The organism is Streptomyces sp. NBC_00582, assembly GCF_036345155.1.
Lineage (GTDB): Bacteria > Actinomycetota > Actinomycetes > Streptomycetales > Streptomycetaceae > Streptomyces.
Map to the genome: position 1 here is coordinate 1,996,422 of NZ_CP107772.1, position 18,647 is coordinate 2,015,068.

Here is an 18,647-nt window from a genome sequence, read left to right on the forward strand (position 1 = left end):
CGGGCCCCACGGGGCGAACCCCGTGAGCCCTGGGGAGGTCACGGGGTCCGGCGCGCGGGGTGTCAGCGGGCGTCGGTGAAGATCTCCCCCCGCTCCGCCTTCTCCACCAGCAGCGCGGGCGGGGTGAAGCGGTCGCCGTAGCGCTCGGCGAGCTCACGCGCGCGTGCCACGAATCCGGGGAGGCCGCCGTCGTAGCCGTTGACGTACTGCAGGACGCCGCCGGTCCAGCCGGGGAAGCCGATGCCGAACAGGGAGCCGATGTTGGCGTCGGCGACGGAGGTCAGGACGCCCTCCTCGAGGAGCCTGACGGTGTCGAGGGCCTCGGAGAAGAGCATGCGCTCCTGCATGTCCCTGAACGGGATCTCGCTCCCCGCGCGCGTGAAGTGCTCGCGCAGGCCCGGCCACAGCGCACCGCGCCTGCCGTCCTCGCCGTACTCGTAGAAGCCCGCTCCCCCGCTGCGGCCGGGGCGGCCGAACGCGTCGACCATGCGGTCGACGACGGCCTCGGCGGGGTGTGCGGTCCAGGTGCCGCCCGCCTCCTGCGCGGCCCGCCTCGACTCACGGCGGATCTTCTGGGCGAGGGTGAGGGTCAGTTCGTCCATCAGGGAGAGCACCTTGGCCGGGTAGCCCGCCTGGGCGGCGGCCTGCTCGATCGAGGCGGGCTCGATGCCCTCGCCGACCATGGCGACGCCCTCGTTGATGAAGTGGCCGATCACCCGGGAGGTGAAGAAGCCGCGCGAGTCGTTGACGACGATCGGTGTCTTGCTGATCTGCCGGACCAGGTCGAAGGCGCGGGCGAGCGCCTCGTCGCCGGTGCGCCCGCCCTTGATGATCTCGACGAGCGGCATCTTGTCGACGGGCGAGAAGAAGTGCAGGCCGATGAAGTCCTCCTGGCGCTCCACGCCCTCGGCGAGGGCGGTGATGGGGAGCGTGGAGGTGTTGGAGCACAGCAGGGCGTCGGGGGCGACGATCTGCTCGATCTCCTGGAAGACCTTGTGCTTGAGGGCGGTGTCCTCGAACACGGCCTCGATGACGGCGTCGCAGCCGGCCAGGTCGGCGGGGTCGGCGGTGGGGGTGATGCGGGCGAGCAGCGCGTCCGCCTTCTCCTGGGTGGTGCGGCCCCGGGAGACGGCCTTGGCGCACAGCTTCTCGGAGTAGCGCCTGCCCTTGGCGGCGGCTTCCGGGGTGACGTCCTTGAGGACGACGTCCAGTCCCGCGCGGGCGCAGGAGTAGGCGATGCCGGCGCCCATCATGCCCGCGCCGAGGACGGCCACCTTGCGGACGGGGCGGGGCTCGAACCCCTGCGGGCGGTTGGCGCCGGAGTTGACGGCCTGGAGGTCGAAGAAGAACGCCTGGATCATGTTCTTCGAGGTCTGGCCGGCCGCGAGTTCGACGAAGTAGCGGGCCTCGATGACCTGGGCGGTGTCGAAGTCGACCTGGGAGCCCTCCACGGCGGCGGCGAGGATGGCGCGGGGCGCGGGGTAGGGGGCGCCGTTGGTCTGCTTGCGCAGGGTGGCGGGGAAGGCGGGCAGGTTCGCGGCGAACTTGGGGTGGGCGGGGGTGCCGCCGGGGATGCGGTATCCCGGCCGGTCCCAGGGCTGCCGCGACTCGGGGTGGGCGTCGACGAAGGCGCGGGCCTTGGCGAGGAGTTCCTCGGGGGTGGTGGCCACGTCGTCGATCAGGCCGTTCTCCAGGGCCTTGCGCGGGCTGTACTGGGTGCCCTGGAGGAGGACCTTCAGCAGGGCGTCGGCGATGCCCAGCAGACGGACGGTGCGCACGACTCCGCCGCCGCCGGGGAGCAGGCCGAGGGTGACCTCGGGGCAGCCGATCTTGGAGCCGGGGGCGTCGAGGGCGATGCGGTGGTGGCAGGCGAGGGCGAGTTCGTAGCCGCCGCCGAGGGCCGCGCCGTTGAGGGCGGCGACGACGGGCTTGCCGAGGGTCTCGATGCGGCGGAGGTTGCGCTTGATCTCCAGGCCGCCGTCGAACAGCTCCTGGGCGGTCTCGGGGGTGACCCGGATGAGGTCGCGCAGGTCGCCGCCGGCGAAGAAGGTCTTCTTGGCCGAGGTGAGGATGATGCCGCGGATGGTGTCCTTCTCGGCCTCCAGGCGGTCGGTGACGGCGGCGAGGGAGGCGCGGAACGCCGCGTTCATGGTGTTCGCGGACTGGTTCGGGTCGTCGAGGACGAGGGTGACGAGGCCGGTGCGGTCCTGTTCCCAGCGGATGGTGGTGCTCTCGGTCATGACGGGGTCTCCGTAGAAGTCGGTGGTGGCCGCTGGGGTGGTCAGACGCGCTCGACGATCGTGGCGATGCCCATGCCGCCGCCGACACAGAGGGTGGCGAGGCCGTAGCGCTTGTCCTGGCGTTCCAGTTCGTCGACGAGCGAGCCGAGGATCATCGCGCCGGTGGCGCCGAGGGGGTGGCCGAGGGCGATGGCGCCGCCGTTGACGTTGACCTTGTCCAGGGACAGGCCCATGTCCTTCACGAACCGCAGCACGACCGCCGCGAACGCCTCGTTGATCTCGACGAGGTCGATGTCGTCGATGGTCAGACCGGCCTTGGCGAGGGCCTTGCGGGTGGCCGGGGCGGGGCCGGTGAGCATGATGGTGGGCTCGGAGCCGGAGACGGCGGCGGAGACGATCCGCGCGCGGGGGGTGAGCCCGTACCGCTCGCCGACCTCCCGGGAGCCGATGGCGACCAGGGAGGCGCCGTCGACGATGCCGGAGGAGTTGCCCGCGTGGTGGACGTGGTCGATCTTCTCGACCCAGTGGTACGTCTGCAGCGCCACCGCGTCGAAGCCGCCGAGTTCGCCGATGTCGGCGAAGGACGGCTTGAGCGCCGCGAGGGAGTCGGCGGTGGTGCCGGGGCGCAGGTGCTCGTCGTGGTCGAGGACCACGAGGCCGCTGCGGTCCCTGACCGGGACGACGGAGCGGTCGAAGCGGCCCTCCTTCCAGGCCGTCGCCGCCCGCTCCTGCGACAGCGCAGCGTACGCGTCGACGTCACGGCGGGAGAACCCCTCGATGGTGGCGATGAGGTCGGCGCCGATGCCCTGCGGCACGAAGTTGACGGCCAGGTTGGTCATCGGGTCGTTGAACCAGGCGCCGCCGTCGGAGGCCATCGGCACCCGGGACATCGACTCCACGCCGCCCGCGAGGACCAGGTCCTCCCAGCCCGAGCGGACCTTGACGGCGGCCAGGTTGACGGCCTCCAGACCCGAGGCGCAGAAGCGGTTCTCCTGGACGCCCGCCACCGTGTCCGGCAGTCCGGCGGCGATCGCGGCGATGCGCGCGATGTCGGAGCCCTGGTCGCCGACGGGTCCGACGACACCGAGGACGATGTCGTCGATCGCGGCCGGGTCCAGGCCGGGGAAGCGGTCGCGCAGTTCGTGGATGAGGCCGACGACGAGGTCGATGGGCTTCGTGCCGTGCAGGGCGCCGCTCGCCTTGCCGCGTCCGCGCGGGGTGCGGATCGCGTCGTACACGTACGCTTCGGTGCTCACTGGTCAAGCCTTTCGGGGAGGGTGGGCCGGACCGGGTCGGTCGCCCTGCTGCGGGAGGTCGTTCACGGGGGGCCGCGCACGGTCGTTCACGAGGCCCGGCAGGTCCCAGTCCCGGGCCACCTCGGCGGTGTCGGCGCCCGGCCGCGCGGGGCCGGAGCGGACGGCCGTGGGGGTGGCGGAGAAGCGGGGCGCGGGGGCCGGCTGGGTGATGCCGCCGTGGTCGGTGAAGGTGCCGCGGGCGGCGAGGTGCGGATGGTGCGGGGCCTCGCGCAGCGACAGCACGGGCGCCACGCACGCGTCGGAGCCCTCGAACAGGGCCGTCCACTCGTCCCGGGTACGGGCCTTGAAGCGGGCGGCGACCGCCTCGCGCAGCTCCCCCCAGCGCGTCCAGTCCTTGCGGGCGTCGTGGAAGTCCCCGAGGCCGAGGAGGTCCGTGAACGCGTCGTAGAACTGCGGTTCCAGGGCGCCGACGGCCATGTACCCGCCGTCGGCGGTCTCGTAGGTGCCGTAGTACGGGCAGCCGCCGTCGAGGAGGTTGGCGGCGCGCCGGTCCCGCCAGCCGCCGGCCGCGAGCATGCCGTGGATCATCGTGGAGAGGTGGGCGGTGCCGTCCACGATCGCCGCGTCGACGACCTGGCCGGTGCCCGTCACACGTGCGTGGTGGAGCGCGGCGAGGACGCCGACGACCAGGTAGAGGGAGCCGCCCGCGTAGTCGCCGAGCAGGTTGGCGGGGGCGGGCGGGGGTGTGTCCGGGGCGCCGATCATGCCGAGGGTGCCGGTGAGCGCGATGTAGGCGATGTCGTGGCCGGCGCGGTGGGCGAGGGGGCCCTGTTGGCCCCAGCCGGTCATCCGGCCGTAGACCAGCCGGGGGTTGCGGGCGTGGCAGTCCTCGGGGCCGACGCCGAGCCGCTCGGCGACGCCGGGCCGGTTGCCCTCGATCAGCACGTCGGCGCGGGCGGCGAGGTCGAGCACGCGCGCGGGGCCGTCCGGCGCCTTGAGGTCGACGACGACGGAGCGCTTGTTGCGGTTGGTGAGGTCGCGGGCCGGGTCGACGGCGAGGGAGGGGCCGCCGGGGCGGTCCACGCGGACGACGTCGGCGCCGAGGTCGGCGAGCAGCATCGCGGCGAAGGGCCCGGGTCCGATCCCGGCGAGTTCCACCACGCGCACGCCCGCGAGCGGGCCGTGCCCCGAGCCGTGTCCCGTCGTCATCCAGCCCCCTCGCTGTGACACCACCGATGTAACACCCGTGATGTTAAGAACGTGTTCCAGTGGGCACAAGAGCGGAGCGAGCAAGCGCTTGGCCAGTGTAGGCGCGACACGCCCGGCCGGCCCCGGTTCAGCGGGCGTCCAGCTCCGCTATGAGCCGTTGGGGCGCGATCGTGCGATAGCTCTCCTCGACCCAGTCGCACAGCAACTCGGCCGACGGGGCGCCCTTCTCCTGCAACGGGAGGCTCACCCAGCCCGCCTTCCCCAGGCCGTACCCGGTGGGCTCCGCGCCCGGGGACGCCATCGCGTGCGCGTGGGCCGTCTCGTCCGTGAGCTTGACGGTGACGCCGAGCGGGTGACTGCCGTCGTCGACGCCGAGGAAGACGAACACCTTCCGGTTGACCTTGGCGACCGCCTCGCCCCAGGGGAACTCCTCGGTCGCACCCGGCAGCCCGAGCGCGAACTGGCGTACTTTCTCCCACTTCTTCAGGGCGTTCCGGTCCACCGTCACCTGCTGCCTCCGGGCTCGTCGTCGGCCACCGCACCCCTCACGCTAGCCTCAGCCACCGACAGCGGCGCGGGCTGCGGGACCAAGAGGTGTCATGAGCGGGCAAGGGGTGTCATGAGCAGGCTAAAGAGGACGGACCGTCCCTACGACATCGTGCTCTTCGGCGCGACCGGATTCGTCGGGACGCTCACCGCCGAGTATCTCGCCGCCCACGCGCCCGAGGATCTGCGCTGGGCGATCGCCGGCCGCAGCCGCGAGAAGCTGGAGCGGCTGCGCGAGCGGCTCGGCGGGGCGGCCGGGGTGCTGACGGCCGACGTCGCGGACCCGGCGTCGCTGCGCGCCCTCGCGGAGCACGCGCGCGTGGTGGCCACGACCGTCGGACCCTACGTTCGGTACGGCGAGGAACTCGTCGCCGCCTGCGCGGACACCGGCGCCGACTATCTGGACCTCAGCGGCGAGCCGGAGTTCCTGGACCTGATGTACGTCCGGCACGACGCCCGCGCGCGGGAGACGGGCGCGCGGCTGGTGCACGCGGCCGGCTTCGACTCCGTCCCGCACGACCTCGGCGTGTACTTCACCGTCCGGCAGCTGCCCGCGGGCGTGCCGTTGACGGTGGACGGATTCGTGACGGCGGACGCGGCCTTCTCGGGCGGCACGTTCGCCTCCGCGCTCGGCCAGTTCGCGCGTCGGAGGCAGATGGCCGCCGCCGCGCGGGACCGGCGCCGCCACGAGCCGCGGCTGATGGGCCGGCGGGCCTCGGCGTCGGCGGGCGTGCCCCGGTTCGCCCCGGAGGTCGGCGCCTGGGCACTGCCGCTGCCGACCGTGGACCCGCGGATCGTGTGCCGCTCGGCGCGGGCCCTGGAACGGTACGGCCCCGATTTCCGCTACCGCCACTACGTGGCCGTACGACGGCTTCCGGTCGCCGTCGGCGGGGTCGCGGCCGTCGGGACGGTCGTCGCCGCCGCCCAGCTCCCGCCCGCCCGGCGCTGGCTGTCGGACCGGCTGAAGCCCGGGGACGGACCGAGCGCCGAGAGGCGGGCGCGCAGTTGGTTCTCGGTCAGGTTCGTCGGCGAGGGCGGCGGCCGGCGGGTGCTGACGGAGGTCTCGGGCGGCGACCCCGGCTACGACGAGACGGCGAAGATGTTCGCCGAGGGGGCGCTGGCGCTGGCCTGCGACGACCTGCCGCCGACGGCGGGACAGGTCACCACGGCGGTGGCCATGGGCGAGGCGCTGACCGAGCGGCTGATCCGCGCGGGCATCCGCTTCCGAGTGGCGGCGAGCCGCTGAGAACCCCTCTCCCGGAGCCCCGCGTCGATCACATCGGCCACTCGACGAGCGTGTAGATCATTCCGACGATCCAGCCCAGGCCCGCGAGCACGGCGAGGACCAGGGCGGCGTTCACGGCGCGTTCGACGGGCCGGTTCGGGTCGGCGAGGGGCTTCGGGGCACGGTGCGTGGTCATGGGCACAGCCTGTCCGGCGGCGGCCGGCGCGCACATCCGTACGGATACTCAGACGGCGTACTCGGACGACGTACTCGGACGACGTACTCGGCCGCCCGTGCCCGTACGGCCCGTCAGGACCGGCCCGTCGCCTCCTGGAGCGCCCGCCGGCACAGCGCGTCGGCCCTGCGGGTCGTCTCCGGGAGGCGGAACCGCGGGGTGAGGGCGAGCGTGTGGGCGCAGGCCGTCGCCAGGGTCGTGCGGTGGCCGACGGAGACGAAGAGCGGCTTGACCCCCTCTCGGGTGCGCAGCGCGCGCCCCACCTCCTCGTCGCCCGCGAGGAGCGGCGAGGAGGATCCGCGGGGCACGTCCGGGTCGTCGTAGGTGAAGGTGAACGGGTTCTTCGCGACGCCGATCGTGGGCAGGCCGGTGAGGACCCCGAGGTGGCTCGCGAGCCCGAAGCGGCGCGGGTGGGCGAGGCCGTAGCCGTCGCAGACGACCAGGCCGGGCGGGACCGGCAGGGCGTCGAGGGCGGCCAGCACGGTCGGGATCTCCCGGAAGGCGAGCAGGCCGGGCACGTACGGGAACGAGATCCGGCCGACGGCGGTGGCCTCGGCGACGACGTCGAGGCTCGCCGCGTCCAGCACCACGGCCGCCGCGGCGACGACGTCCCGCTCGTCGTCGTAGGCCACGTCGACGCCCGTCACCCGGCCGGTCCCCGGCGGCGGGCCGGGCTCGTCCAGCACCACGCGGGCCCGCAGCGCGTCCTGGACGGCGCGGGCCTCCTCCTCGGTCGCGGGCCAGCCCGCGGGAATGTCCACAGTCGTCATGGTGAGGACGAGCGTACGGCTCCCGCGCGCGGGCCCGCGATCGGGCCTCCCGGCGGCCCGTCAGCTCTTCTTGTCGTCCAGGGCGCGCTGCAGCTGGCCCTTGTTCATGTCCGAGCGGCCCTTGATGCCGCGCTGCTTGGCCTCCTCGTAGAGCTGGTCGTACGTGGGCCCCTGGGAGCCCTTGCCGGACCGCTGCCCGCCGCGCCTGCCGGACGACATGTCCTGCGTGGAGGTACGGCTCGCGGTCTTCGACTCGCCGGACCGGGCGCGTTCCTTGTTGACCGTCCGCGCGGCGATCTCCTTGGCGCGCTCGGTGCTCTCGCCCCGGTCCTGCGCGCTCTCCTTGATGTGCTCGTACTGGCGCTCCCGCTTGGGGCTCGAACCGCGTGGCATGGGCGCTCACTCCTTCCGGCTGCGCTGGGCCCTGGTGTACGCGGTCCGGGTACCCCGGATCGGTCAGTTCTCCAGGCGTGCCGCCCGCCCTTGTTCGCCGGCCGCCCAGCAGCCGCCGTCGGGAGCGCAGTCCACGGTGTCGTACGAGCCGGTGTCGAGGGTGCGCCAGGTGCGGCCGGCGTCGGTGGTCAGGTCGGTGCCCGTCGGGCCGACGGCGAGGGCGGCGGCGCGGCGGTGCGGGAGCCAGGCCACGCCCGAGCGGTAGGCGGGCGGCGGGGTGACGGCCGGGCGCCAGGTGCGGCCGGCGTCGCCCGTACCGGCGGCGGACCGCGGCGAGGGCTGGTCGGCGCGGTAGTCGCCGCCGACGGCGAGGCCGTGGGCGCGGTCGCGGAAGGCGAGGGCGAACACCCCGCGCGCGGGGTCGCCGGCCGGGACGGGGGTGTCGGCGGCCGTCCAGGTCAGTCCCCGGTCGGCGGAGTGCAGCACCCGCGCGCGTGCCGCTCCGCCGGTGGCCAGCCACACGTCCTTCGGTCCGGCGGAGACCAGGCACTGGCCACTGGCGGCGAAGCCCGCCTCGCCGTCCAGGGCGGCCGGCATCCCGGTGTCGGGCAGCACCGTCCAGGTCCGGCCGCCGTCCCCGGTCGACAGGATGCGGAATCTCCCGTCCACCGGGTCGCTCATGGCGAGGCCGTGACGGCGGTCGAAGAAGGTCATGCAGTCGTAGAACGCCTTCGCGTCGGTGTTGCGGAAGGACTCCGTCCAGGTCGCTCCGCCGTCGTCGGTGCGGTACACGCGCGAGGCCTCGCCCTCGCCGATCGCCAGCACCACCGCGCGGCGGGCGTCGAACGCCTCGATGTCGCGGAACTGAAGGTCGGCGGCGCCCGGTGGAGAGACGTTCCGCCAGTGCGCCCCGCCGTCGGTGGTGCGCAGCACCGTGCCCTGGGTGCCGGACAGCCACGCGGTGCGCCGGTCGACCGCGGACAGCCCGCGGAAGCGGACCGAGGTGGTGCCGGTGTCCTTCGCCGCCCAGTGCGGGTCCGCATGGGCCTGGGCCCGGGCCGGTGCGGCCGGCAGCGTGGCCAGCGCCGCCGCGCAGGCCACCGCGGCGGCCCACGCCCTCCCCCGGGCAGTTCTTACCGTCCTTACCGTGCGTCGCGTCTTCCCCAAGCGCCTCATGGCGGGGGAAGCTAGCCCCACGGCCCCGGTGGCGTCCAGAGGCCCCGACCGCCTCAACCACGCTGCCCGGCACGGCAGGAGAGGTGCGTCACTCCCGTGCATGAAGGCGGTGACCGAGGTCACTCGCCATCGGTGTGCACGGATCGGCCGGTTCCAGCGTCTCTTCCTGTATCCGGTCCCCGTCCGGCCGGAAGTCCGTCCCGTCGTCAGCAAGGGAGCAAGGCGTTGTCCACCGTCATCGAGCAGCCCGTTGAGGCCCGTCTGGTCGCCGCCGCGCCGCGCATGCCGAGCATCCCCGCCATGCTGCACTACGACCGGAGCGATCCGTTCGCCGTCCGCATCACCTTCCCCGCCCCCGCGACCCTGGAGGGCGTCGAGGTCTGCTGGACGTTCGCCCGTGAGCTGCTCTCCGCCGGTCTCGAGCGGGCCGAGGGCCACGGCGACGTCCGCGTCCGCCCGTACGGGTACGACCGTACGGTGCTGGAGTTCCACGCCCCCGAGGGCACCGCCGTCGTGCACATCCACTCCTCGGACGTCCGCCGCTTCCTGGCCGCCACCGGCGACCTGGTGCCGGTCGGCCTGGAGCACCTCCAGCTCGACCTGGACCACGACCTGGCGGAGCTGATGCGGGACGCCTGCTGAGCCCCCGGCGGCCGGATTTAATCCTTTGACGGGGCTTCACGCCCCTCCTATCGTCTGAAGCGGTCCTGTTGCCGTCGATTGGAGAAGGACGTTGCTCGTCTGAGGTCCTGAGACACCACGCCCCACACCCGTGCGGGCGCTGCGTGCGACCTCGGCGTCTCGAGCCGTCCTTGCGCAACAGGGCTTTCTGTGTGCCCGCGCGCTTCCCGCTCCCGCGGTGGTCGCCGCCCTCCGGTGTCTCGACACGCGTCTGCCCCTGACCGCACACGCACACCGCGAGGCCGCTTTGACACGAAACATCACCTGTTCCTCCCTCGCCTTCTCCTGGCCCGACGGCACCGCCGTCTTCGACGGCCTCGACGTCTCGTTCGGCCCCGGCCGCACCGGGCTCGTCGGCGTCAACGGCTCCGGCAAGTCGACCCTGCTGAAGCTGATCGCCGGGCGGCTGACGCCGGCCGCCGGCACCGTGCGGGTCGCCGGCGAGGTCGGCCACCTCCCGCAGAACGTCACGCTCGACACCGGTCTGCGGGTCGACGCCGTCCTCGGCATCACCGCACAGCGGGCCGCCCTGCACGCCATCGAGGCCGGTGACGCCGCGGAGGAGCACTTCGAGACCGTCGGCGACGACTGGGACGTGGAGGAGCGGGCCCTCGCCACCCTCGGCGAGCTCGGCCTCGGCCACGTCGGCCTGGACCGCACCGTCGGCGAGCTGTCCGGCGGCGAGTCCGTCCTGCTGCGGCTGGCCGCGCTGCTGCTGCGCCGCCCCGACGTCCTGCTGCTCGACGAGCCCACCAACAACCTGGACCTGTACGCCCGCAGACGTCTGTACGCGGCCGTGGAGTCCTGGCCGGGCGTCCTGGTGGTGGTCAGCCACGACCGGGAACTGCTGGACCTCGTCGACCAGATCGCCGATCTGCACGGCGGGGAGATCACCTGGTACGGCGGCAACTTCTCCGCCTACGAGGCGGCCCTCGCCACCCAGCAGGAGGCCGCCGAGCGCATGGTGCGCGTCGCCGAGGCCGATCTGCGCCGGCAGAGGCGCGAACTGTCCGACGCCCAGGTCAAGCTGGCCCGCCGCAAGCGCTACGGGCAGAAGATGTTCGAGCAGAAACGCGAACCGAAGATCGTCATGGGGGCGCGCAGGCGGGCGGCGCAGGAGTCCGCCGGCAAGCACCGCATCCTCCACGAGGAGCGCCTCACCGAGGCCCGGGAGCGGCTCGACGAGGCGGTGGAGGCCGTACGGGACGACGACGAGATCCGCGTCGAGCTGCCGTACACGGCCGTACCGCCGGGGCGTGAGGTGCTCACCCTGCGGAACCTGGAACTGGCGTACGGCACGCGCGTGGCGGCCTCCGTCGATCTGCGCGGCCCGGAGCGGGTGGCGATGGTCGGACGCAACGGCGCGGGCAAGACGACCCTGCTGCGCACCATCGCCGGGGAACTGGCGCCGGCCGGGGGCGAGGCGCACGCGCACGTGCCGCTGCGTTTCCTCCCGCAGCGCCTGGACGTCCTCGACGACACGCTGACGGTCGCCGAGAACGTGGCACGGTTCGCACCGGGCGCCACCAACAACCGGGTCCGGGCCCGGCTCGCCCGGTTCCTGTTCCGGGGCGCCCGTGCCGACCAGAACGCGGGGACGCTGTCCGGCGGGGAACGCTTCCGGGCGGCCCTGGCGGCGCTGATGCTCGCCGAGCCGGCACCGCAGCTGCTGATGCTGGACGAGCCGACGAACAACCTCGACATGGCGAGTGTGCGGCAGCTCACCACCGCACTGGAGTCCTACGAGGGTGCCCTCGTCGTGGCCAGTCACGATCTGCCGTTCCTGGAGTCGATCGGGATCACCCGCTGGCTGCTCCTGGACGGGGAGCTGCGTGAGAGCAGCCCGCAGGAGGTGGCGGACCCCGCGTGAGGGCGTGTCCGGCGGATCGTGCCGCCGGGCGGACCCGGGGTGGGCGGTCTCAGGAGGGGCACAGGGGGGCGGCAGGGGTTTTGTCCTGGTGGGCGCGCGCTGCATGATGGCTGACCGGCGCCGTGTCAGGGGCGCCGGTCGGACCCGCGGCGCGATCCGCCGGGCGGGCCCGTGCCCCCGCCGATTCGGAGACCCGTCCGTGCCCAGCAGGAAAGCCCTCGTCCGCCGCCCGAGCCCCCTCCTCGCCGAAGGGCTGGTGACCCACGTCGAGCGCGAGAAGGTCGATGTGGACCTCGCCGTCGAACAGTGGGAGGCGTACACGGAGGCGCTGCGCGCGCACGGCTGGGAGACGATCGAGGTCGACCCCGCCGACGACTGCCCGGACTCCGTGTTCGTCGAGGACACGGTGGTCATGTACAAGAACGTCGCCCTGATCGCGCGCCCCGGCGCCGAGTCCCGGCGCGCGGAGACCGACGGGGTCGAGGAGGCCGTGGCCCGCCTCGGCTGCTCGGTGAACTGGATCTGGGAGCCGGGCACCCTGGACGGCGGCGACGTGCTGAAGATCGGCGACACGATCTACGTCGGCCGGGGCGGGCGGACCAACGCGGCCGGGCTCCAGCAGGTGCGCGCCGCGTTCGAGCCGCTCGGGGCGCGGGTGGTCGCCGTGCCGGTGAGCAAGGTGCTGCATCTGAAGTCGGCGGTCACCGCGCTGCCCGACGGCACGGTGATCGGGCACATCCCGAAGGTGGACCGGCCCTCGCTGTTCCCCCGGTTCCTGTCGGTGCCCGAGGAGGCCGGCTCGCACGTGGTGCTCCTGGGTGGCCCCAAGCTGCTCCTGTCGGCCGCCGCACCCCAGTCGGCGGAGCTCTTCGCCGACCTCGGTTTCGAGCCCGTGACGGTCGACATCGGCGAGTTCGAGAAGCTGGAGGGCTGTGTGACGTGCCTCTCGGTGAGACTGCGGGAGCTGTACGCCTGACCGGGTGAGCGGATCACCTCTTCGGCCCCGGGACCTGCGGATCCCGGGGCCGTCGCGGACCCCCGGAAAAGCGTTGGGAAGCCTGGCTGATCAGCGATCTTTACAGCACCCTTAACCTACGGCTTCGTAACCTACGGATTCGTAGCCTACGATCCCGTAAGTTCCGGTTTCGCTCGCCGGAGTGTTCCGCTCCGTTTTCTGTCCCCCTGGAGTAGCTCGTGACGATCACCACCCCTCACCTCGGCAGCCCCGCCGTCTGGACCGACGCCAAGCTGCTGTACGCACTGGAGGAAGTGGTCGAGACCGAACTCAACCGGCATCTGAAGGTCGCCAAGGACTGGATGCCGCACGAGTACGTCCCCTGGAGCGACGGCCGCAACTTCCCCGGCCTCTTCGAGGACGGCGAGGCCTGGGACAAGGAGCAGTCCAAGGTCACCGAGATCGGCCGGATCGCGCTCGTGGTGAACCTCCTCACCGAGGACAACCTGCCCAGCTACCACCACGAGATCGCCAGCCTGTTCGGCCGGGACGGCGCCTGGGGCACCTGGGTGCACCGCTGGACCGCCGAGGAGGGCCGGCACGGCATCGTGATGCGCGACTACCTGCTCGCCTCGCGCGCGGTGGACCCGGACAAGCTGGAGCGGTTCCGCATGGAGCACATGAGCGAGGGCTTCGAGTCGGACAACCGCCACTCGATGCTGCACTCGGTCGCCTACGTCGCCTTCCAGGAGCTCGCGACCCGCATCTCGCACCGCAACACCGGCCACCAGTCCGGCGACCCGGTCTGCGACCGCATGCTGGCCCGGATCGCGACCGACGAGAACCTGCACATGGTCTTCTACCGCAACCTGCTGAAGGCCGCCTTCGAGCTCGCCCCCGACCTCACCATGCAGGCCGTGCGGGACGTCATCGTGAACTTCCGGATGCCCGGCCACGGCATGCCCGGCTTCGAGCGGTTCGCCGCGCAGATGGCCATCGGCGAGGTCTACAACCTGCGCATCCACCACGACGACGTCCTCCAGCCCGTGCTGCGCCACCTCAAGGTCATGGAGATCGACGGCCTCGGCGCCGAGGGCCGCCAGGCCCAGGAGGAGCTGGGCCTGTTCCTGGGCGGCCTGGACGCGGAGGCGTCGAAGTTCGACGAGAAGCTGGCGGCGCGCAAGGCGCGGATGGCGGCGCGCGCCGGGGCCTGAGCCGGAGCGTGCGGGGCGCATCGAATTGCCGGTGCGCCCTGTCGGTGCCCTGCGGCATCATGCCGCCATGATCGAGAGCGACACCACACGTCTGGCGGTCGGCTTTCTGGTCGGCCTGACCGACGAGGACACCGCGGCCCGCGTCCGGGCCCGCGTCCGCCTGCCCTCCGAGGAGCCCTCCCGACTGGCCCGGCGACGGATCAGACGGGCCTGGAACTGGGCCCCCCTCCCGTCGTCCGTCGCGCTGTGGGTGCTGGAGCAGGACGACCCGCGGCTGAACGCCCTGGTCTGGCCCCACCTGGCCGGCGACACGGCACTGCGGCGGGCCGTCGTCCGCGGGCTGCCCTTCGGCGCCGGCCGAACGGCCCCCGTGCCGGTGGATCCCGCTCTGGCGGGCGAGGAACCCGAGATCCCCGAGAGTTACGTCCGCCACGGCCTGGTCGGCGCCCTGCGCGCGGTGGACTCCCTGCGCCGGGGCCGCGCGGCCGGCTCGATGGTGCTGACCCCGGACGACTGGACGACGGTGGCGGAGGCGGACGCCGAACGGCCGCTGCCCGGTTACACCCGCTGGGCGCTGTCCGTGCGCCCGGACTGTCCGCCCGCCCTGCGCGCCCGCTTCGGCTCCCACGCCAGGTTCACGCACCGGCTGCGGCAGGCCGGCGTGCTCGACGGCCCCGCCGCGTACGCGACCTCGCACCGCCCGGCCCTCCGCGTCCTCGAGGTCCTGGCCATGGGCCATCTGATGTTCCCGGCCCGCGTGCCCGAGGCCGAGCGGGCCCTGCGCCCGCTCGTCCGTGACCACCTCGGCGACCGCGAGGAGGCCTGGGCCGTACTGACCCAGATCGCCGAGACCTTCCACGGGACGGCACCGGAACTGCTGACGACCGCGGGCGCCCTCGCCTGAACGCGGCGAGCAGGGGGTGGGGCGGCTGGATTCGAACCAGCGTGTTCCGGTTCTGGAGACCGGGGCGACTGCCTCTGCGCTACGGCCCCACCCTTGCCGTAGAGCGTAAAGCCTTGGCCCGTTGTCAGTGCGGGCTGCTACCAATGGAGGTGCTGGGGGAGGCGTCGTACGGGGGTTCGGGCATGGGGTACGGGGAGCGGGGCCGGCGTGTGCCGGTGGTCGACCCGGCCGATCGGCGGGCGTTGGAGGCGTACCGGCCGGCCGATCCCGCGGTCGTCGAGGAGGCGCGACGGCTGAAGGAGGCGGCGCTGCTGGACTTCGGGCTGACGGAGTCGGCGGTGGCGTCCTGGCTGTACACCAAGTGCCATCACCAGATCCCGACGACGGCGGTGGACACGGCGGCCGTGGTGGCCTCCGGCGACGGCACGTGTCTGCTGCTGTACAACCCCGACTTCTTCGTCCGACTGGGCCTGGACGGCGTCAAGTTCGTGCTGTTCCACGAGGCCCGGCATCTGGTGCACCGGCATCTGCTGGCGGAGCCCGAACTGCGCGAGGACCCGGTGTTCACCCTGGCCGCGGAGGTGGCCGTCAACCACGTGGCCCTGGTCCGGGTGGGCCACGGCCGACTGCCGCTGCTGGACGGCCGTCCCACGGGCGTCGACCCGCGGCAGATCCACGGCCTCTACGTCGAGGACCTGACGGCCCAGGGGCTGGAGCCGGTGGAGTACGCGACGTTCACGACAACGGACATGCGGGTGTACGGCGAGCTGAAGCGGATGCGCCACCCGCCGGTCGTCGAGCGCCGGCTCTGTGTGCACCTGACGGGCGGGGTCCCCGCCGACCAGGAGACCGTCGACGCGGTGACGTCCTCGGCGCTGCTCAACTCCCTGCTGGCGGCCCGCCGCGGCCACACCGGCGCGGAGGAGGAGCTGCTCGACCTGATGGGCCGCACCGAGGGCGACTCGGCGCGGGCGGCCCGGCTGTGGGGCACCCTCGGCGCGGGCGCGCTGCGCGGCGGGACCACGTATCAAGCTGCACCGGCGGGGGCTGCCGCTGGAGATGGCGACGGTCTACCTCCGGGACGGCGAGTACGCGCCCGTGGCGCTGACCGCGCTGATCGACCGCCTCCGGGGAAGCCCGGTCACCGGCCTCGGCGAACTCGCGCGGGACGCGGACGCCTGGGAGGCCCGGCTGCGCCGCGCCGCCGAGCACTCGGACGAGGGCGGCGACGACACCGACGTCGTCCACCAGATCCTCGCCAACGCGGAACTGTCCCAGCTGCGCAGACACCGCGCGGTGGTGGGCCGTCTGGTGTCCCATCTCCCGCCCAAGCTGCGGGCGACCTATCTGGTGGGCGCCTCGGAGAAGCAGCAGCGCTTCTGGGTGGAGGTGTTCACGGGGAAGGGACGGTGAGGGGCGGGGGTGGTGGGGCCGTGCGGTGGACGCTCCGCACGGCGGCGACGTCCGGGGGCACGGACGGGGGCGGGACATGGGCGCTGAGGGCGGTCAGGCGGCGTTTGACGCTGGTCGCGATGGACTGGCCGAGGACGAAGCGGGTGGCCGTGGCCGCGCCGGGCGCGTGGTCGAGCAGACGGTGGGCCTCGCGGCTGCGCAGGCCCGTGTGGCGCAGGAACAGGTGGGCGAGGCGGTGCTCGCCGGCGGCCAGCGTCCGCCCGATGCTGTCGGCGGCCTCCAGGTCGAGCCGGTTGTCGGCGGCGCAGAGCACGGCGGCGGCGCGGACCCGGCCGAGGTCCAGCAGGGTGACCCCGGCGGCGGTGGCCGCTGCGACCAGCCCGGCGGCGCCCCGCGGTCCGATGCCGTTGCTGGCGACGGACAGCCGGGTGAGCCGCCCGTACGGCGCCCGGGACAGCGCGTCGGCGATCCGGAGGGCGCCCGCGTCGCCCAGCCGGGCGGCGGAGACGTAGAGCTCGTCGACGGCCCCGGCCGCGATCACGGCGGCGAGGGCCCGGGCGCCCGGTTCGCCCAGCGGGTTGCCGCCGACGAACAGCCGCTCGATGCGCCGTCCGCTGTCCGCGGCGGCCAGCAGCGCGTCGGCGAGCTCTGCGGCGCCGGAGGGGTCCAGGCCGGTCTGGACGAGGTCGAGGGTGCGCAGGGTGCGCGCGGACTCGATGAGGGCTGCGGCCGCCCGGCCTCCCTCGGCGCCCAGCGGGTTGCGCTTGAGCCAGAGGCCGGTGACGACCTGCGGCGAGGCGCGCAGCTGGTCGGCGATCCGGCAGGCGCCGCCGGCGGTGATGCCGTTGCAGCCGAGGTAGAGCGTCTCGACCGGCGCGTCCGTGCCGGCCACGGCGGCGGCGCCGTCGTCGCCGAGGGCGTCGGTGCCCAGCAGCAGATGCCGTACCGGCGACGGGCCGTCGGCCAACGCCTCGGCGATCAGCGCGGCTCCCCGCGCGCCCAGCCCCTGCTTGCACAGGTCCAGACGGCCGTCCGGCAGCGCGGTGCCGGCCGTGAAGTCCAGCCGCTCCCCCGCGGGACGCCCGGCGCGCAGCCAGTCGAGCAACGGCGCGAGATCGGCGAGGGGCCGCGGTACGACAGGGGGCACTCCTGCGAAGCCGGCCGACCCGGCCGGGCGGTTCTCCTCGTTCACCACGGCGCCTCCCGGTAGTCCTTCAGGAACACCCCCGACACCGGGTCCCCGGCCTCGCCGCGCACGATCGGGTCGTAGACCCGTGCCGCGCCGTCGACGATGTCGAGCGGGGTGCGGAAGCCGGCGCCCGCCATACGGGCCTTCTTCGGCGCCGGGTTCTCGTCGGTGATCCAGCCGGTGTCGACGGCGCACATGTGGACGCCCCGTGCGGCGAGTTCGGCGGCGCTGGTGCGGGTGAGCATGTTGAGGGCGGCCTTGGCCATGTTGGTGTGCGGGTGCCCCGGCATCTTGTTGCGCACGGCGAACCGGCCCTCGACGGCGGTGACGTTGACGACGTACCGGCGCGGGTGCGGGGAGGCGAGCAGCAGCGGCAGCAGCCGGTCGCACAGCAGCGCGGGCGCGAGGGCGTTGACGAGCTGGGTCTCCAGGACCTCGGCCGGGTCGAGCGCGCCGAGCGTCGCCGACCAGGAGTTCTCCGGGGAGGGGTCGGGCAGCAGACCGGCCTCGTCGGCCTCGCGCAGGGCCGCGGGCAGCACGGCGGCCCCGCCCGGGAGCATGCGCATCGGCGCGAACCCGGGGGCCTGCCGCGCCCCTTCGGGCAGCGCGTCGACCTCGCCGGCCGCGAGGAGGGCGTACGACTCCGGTGGGCGGCGCACGGTCTGGGCCGCGTTGTTGACGAGGACGTCGAGGGGCCGGCCCTCGGCGCGCAGGTCCTCGCACAGGCCGAGCACCTGACGCGGGTCGCGCAGGTCGACGGCGAGGACGGTGAGCCGGTCGCGCCATGCGGCGCTGCCGGGCTCGGCGTGGAAGCGGCGCACGGTGTCGTGCGGGAACCGGGAGGTGACGAGGACCTCCGCGCCGTCCCGCAGCATCATCAGCGCGAGCTGGAAGCCGATCTTCACACGTCCGCCGGTGAGCAGGACGCGGCGCCCGCGCAGATCGGTGCTCAGGGCGCGGCGGGCGGTGTTGTCGGCGGCGCAGCCGGGGCAGAGCCGGTGGTAGAAGGTGTCGACCTGTCGATACGGCGACTTGCAGACGTAGCAGGTGCGCGGCCGCACGAAGACGCCTCCGCGGCCGGTGTCCTGCCCGGTCAGGGGCGCGTCCTCGCGCCGCTCGGGGGCGCCGGTCGCGGTGGCGGCCATCACGGCGGCGTCGGCGGCCGACAGCTCGGCCCCGCGGGCCCTGCGCCTGCGCAGCCGTCCGTCGCGCGCGAAGGACGCGGCGACCTGTTCGGCGCGCAGCCGTACGGGATCGTCGACGGGCAGGGCGCGCAGCTTGCCCACGACCGTGTGGAAGGCGGCCAGTTCCGCCTCGGTGACCGGCGGGCCGACCGCCGTGACCGTGCTCTCCTCGCCCATCCGTCCCCGC

The 18,647-nt window shown here is 73.6% G+C and carries 17 protein-coding genes, 1 tRNA gene and 1 pseudogene; 8 read left to right on the top strand and 11 right to left on the bottom strand.

Annotated elements, in window-relative coordinates; genetic code table 11:
- Positions 1-62: 62 nt before the first annotated feature.
- The 4 genes from OG852_RS08420 to OG852_RS08435 all read right to left on the bottom strand — a co-directional run bounded on the left by OG852_RS08420 (position 63) and on the right by OG852_RS08435 (position 5,213).
- Positions 63-2,240: a 3-hydroxyacyl-CoA dehydrogenase NAD-binding domain-containing protein gene (locus tag OG852_RS08420; RefSeq protein ID WP_330347487.1), complete on the bottom strand. Its 2,178-nt coding sequence runs from the start codon at positions 2,238-2,240 to the stop codon at positions 63-65.
- Between the two features lie 41 nt (positions 2,241-2,281).
- On the bottom strand, positions 2,282-3,496 hold the full coding sequence (locus OG852_RS08425) for an acetyl-CoA C-acetyltransferase (RefSeq protein WP_133913663.1): 1,215 nt from the start codon (positions 3,494-3,496) through the stop codon (positions 2,282-2,284).
- A gap of 3 nt (positions 3,497-3,499) precedes the next feature.
- A complete protein-coding gene (locus OG852_RS08430; RefSeq protein WP_330347488.1) occupies positions 3,500-4,705 on the bottom strand; it encodes a CaiB/BaiF CoA transferase family protein in 1,206 nt (401 codons plus the stop codon).
- Between the two features lie 127 nt (positions 4,706-4,832).
- A complete protein-coding gene (locus OG852_RS08435) occupies positions 4,833-5,213 on the bottom strand; it encodes an MmcQ/YjbR family DNA-binding protein (protein ID WP_330347489.1) in 381 nt (126 codons plus the stop codon).
- A gap of 111 nt (positions 5,214-5,324) precedes the next feature.
- Between OG852_RS08435 and OG852_RS08440 the strand changes: the two genes are divergently transcribed.
- Positions 5,325-6,497, top strand: coding sequence for a saccharopine dehydrogenase family protein (locus OG852_RS08440; protein WP_330347490.1), 1,173 nt, complete (start codon positions 5,325-5,327; stop codon positions 6,495-6,497).
- Positions 6,498-6,525: 28 nt separating this feature from the next.
- Here the strand turns inward: OG852_RS08440 and mmpA are convergent, their stop codons facing one another.
- The 4 genes from mmpA to OG852_RS08460 form a co-directional block, all read right to left on the bottom strand.
- Complete coding sequence (gene mmpA, locus OG852_RS08445) at positions 6,526-6,672, bottom strand: morphogenic membrane protein MmpA (protein WP_166663578.1); 147 nt, start codon at positions 6,670-6,672, stop codon at positions 6,526-6,528.
- A 113-nt stretch (positions 6,673-6,785) separates the two neighbouring features.
- Positions 6,786-7,481 (bottom strand): endonuclease V, encoded by a 696-nt coding sequence (locus tag OG852_RS08450; protein ID WP_133913666.1) that lies wholly within the window; start codon positions 7,479-7,481, stop codon positions 6,786-6,788.
- Positions 7,482-7,541: 60 nt separating this feature from the next.
- Complete coding sequence (locus tag OG852_RS08455) at positions 7,542-7,874, bottom strand: plasmid stabilization protein (protein WP_133913667.1); 333 nt, start codon at positions 7,872-7,874, stop codon at positions 7,542-7,544.
- A 63-nt stretch (positions 7,875-7,937) separates the two neighbouring features.
- The gene (locus OG852_RS08460; protein WP_330347491.1) at positions 7,938-9,050 is read right to left on the bottom strand and encodes a WD40/YVTN/BNR-like repeat-containing protein; all 1,113 of its coding nucleotides are present in this window, start codon (positions 9,048-9,050) and stop codon (positions 7,938-7,940) included.
- A 225-nt stretch (positions 9,051-9,275) separates the two neighbouring features.
- On the opposite strand from OG852_RS08460, the gene OG852_RS08465 reads away from it, so the two are divergent.
- From OG852_RS08465 to OG852_RS08485, 5 genes are all read left to right on the top strand, one after another.
- A complete protein-coding gene (locus tag OG852_RS08465) occupies positions 9,276-9,692 on the top strand; it encodes an SsgA family sporulation/cell division regulator (protein ID WP_133913669.1) in 417 nt (138 codons plus the stop codon).
- A 286-nt stretch (positions 9,693-9,978) separates the two neighbouring features.
- Positions 9,979-11,601 (top strand): ABC-F family ATP-binding cassette domain-containing protein, encoded by a 1,623-nt coding sequence (locus OG852_RS08470; RefSeq protein ID WP_330347492.1) that lies wholly within the window; start codon positions 9,979-9,981, stop codon positions 11,599-11,601.
- A 199-nt stretch (positions 11,602-11,800) separates the two neighbouring features.
- Positions 11,801-12,577 (top strand): dimethylargininase, encoded by a 777-nt coding sequence (gene ddaH / locus OG852_RS08475; protein ID WP_133913671.1) that lies wholly within the window; start codon positions 11,801-11,803, stop codon positions 12,575-12,577.
- A 218-nt stretch (positions 12,578-12,795) separates the two neighbouring features.
- Complete coding sequence (locus OG852_RS08480) at positions 12,796-13,770, top strand: acyl-ACP desaturase (RefSeq protein ID WP_133913672.1); 975 nt, start codon at positions 12,796-12,798, stop codon at positions 13,768-13,770.
- 67 nt (positions 13,771-13,837) lie between these two features.
- A complete protein-coding gene (locus tag OG852_RS08485) occupies positions 13,838-14,674 on the top strand; it encodes a hypothetical protein (RefSeq protein WP_330347493.1) in 837 nt (278 codons plus the stop codon).
- A gap of 16 nt (positions 14,675-14,690) precedes the next feature.
- On the opposite strand, the gene OG852_RS08490 is transcribed toward OG852_RS08485, so the two are convergent.
- Positions 14,691-14,764, bottom strand: a tRNA-Trp gene (locus tag OG852_RS08490).
- Between the two features lie 92 nt (positions 14,765-14,856).
- On the opposite strand from OG852_RS08490, the pseudogene OG852_RS50925 reads away from it, so the two are divergent.
- Both OG852_RS50925 and OG852_RS08500 read left to right on the top strand, forming a co-directional pair.
- Positions 14,857-15,699, top strand: a pseudogene (locus OG852_RS50925) (DUF2201 family putative metallopeptidase); the annotation flags it as partial.
- Between the two features lie 34 nt (positions 15,700-15,733).
- Positions 15,734-16,087, top strand: a complete 354-nt coding sequence (locus OG852_RS08500; protein WP_330347494.1) for a hypothetical protein — start codon at positions 15,734-15,736, stop codon at positions 16,085-16,087.
- On the opposite strand, the gene OG852_RS08505 is transcribed toward OG852_RS08500, so the two are convergent.
- The gene (locus tag OG852_RS08505; RefSeq protein WP_330347495.1) at positions 16,068-17,279 is read right to left on the bottom strand and encodes a ribonuclease inhibitor; all 1,212 of its coding nucleotides are present in this window, start codon (positions 17,277-17,279) and stop codon (positions 16,068-16,070) included. The two genes, OG852_RS08500 and OG852_RS08505, sit on opposite strands and share 20 nt — an antisense overlap.
- On the bottom strand, positions 17,276-18,637 hold the full coding sequence (locus OG852_RS08510) for an SDR family NAD(P)-dependent oxidoreductase (RefSeq protein ID WP_133913675.1): 1,362 nt from the start codon (positions 18,635-18,637) through the stop codon (positions 17,276-17,278). Before OG852_RS08510 ends, OG852_RS08505 begins: the two co-directional genes overlap by 4 nt.
- Positions 18,638-18,647: the final 10 nt, after the last annotated feature.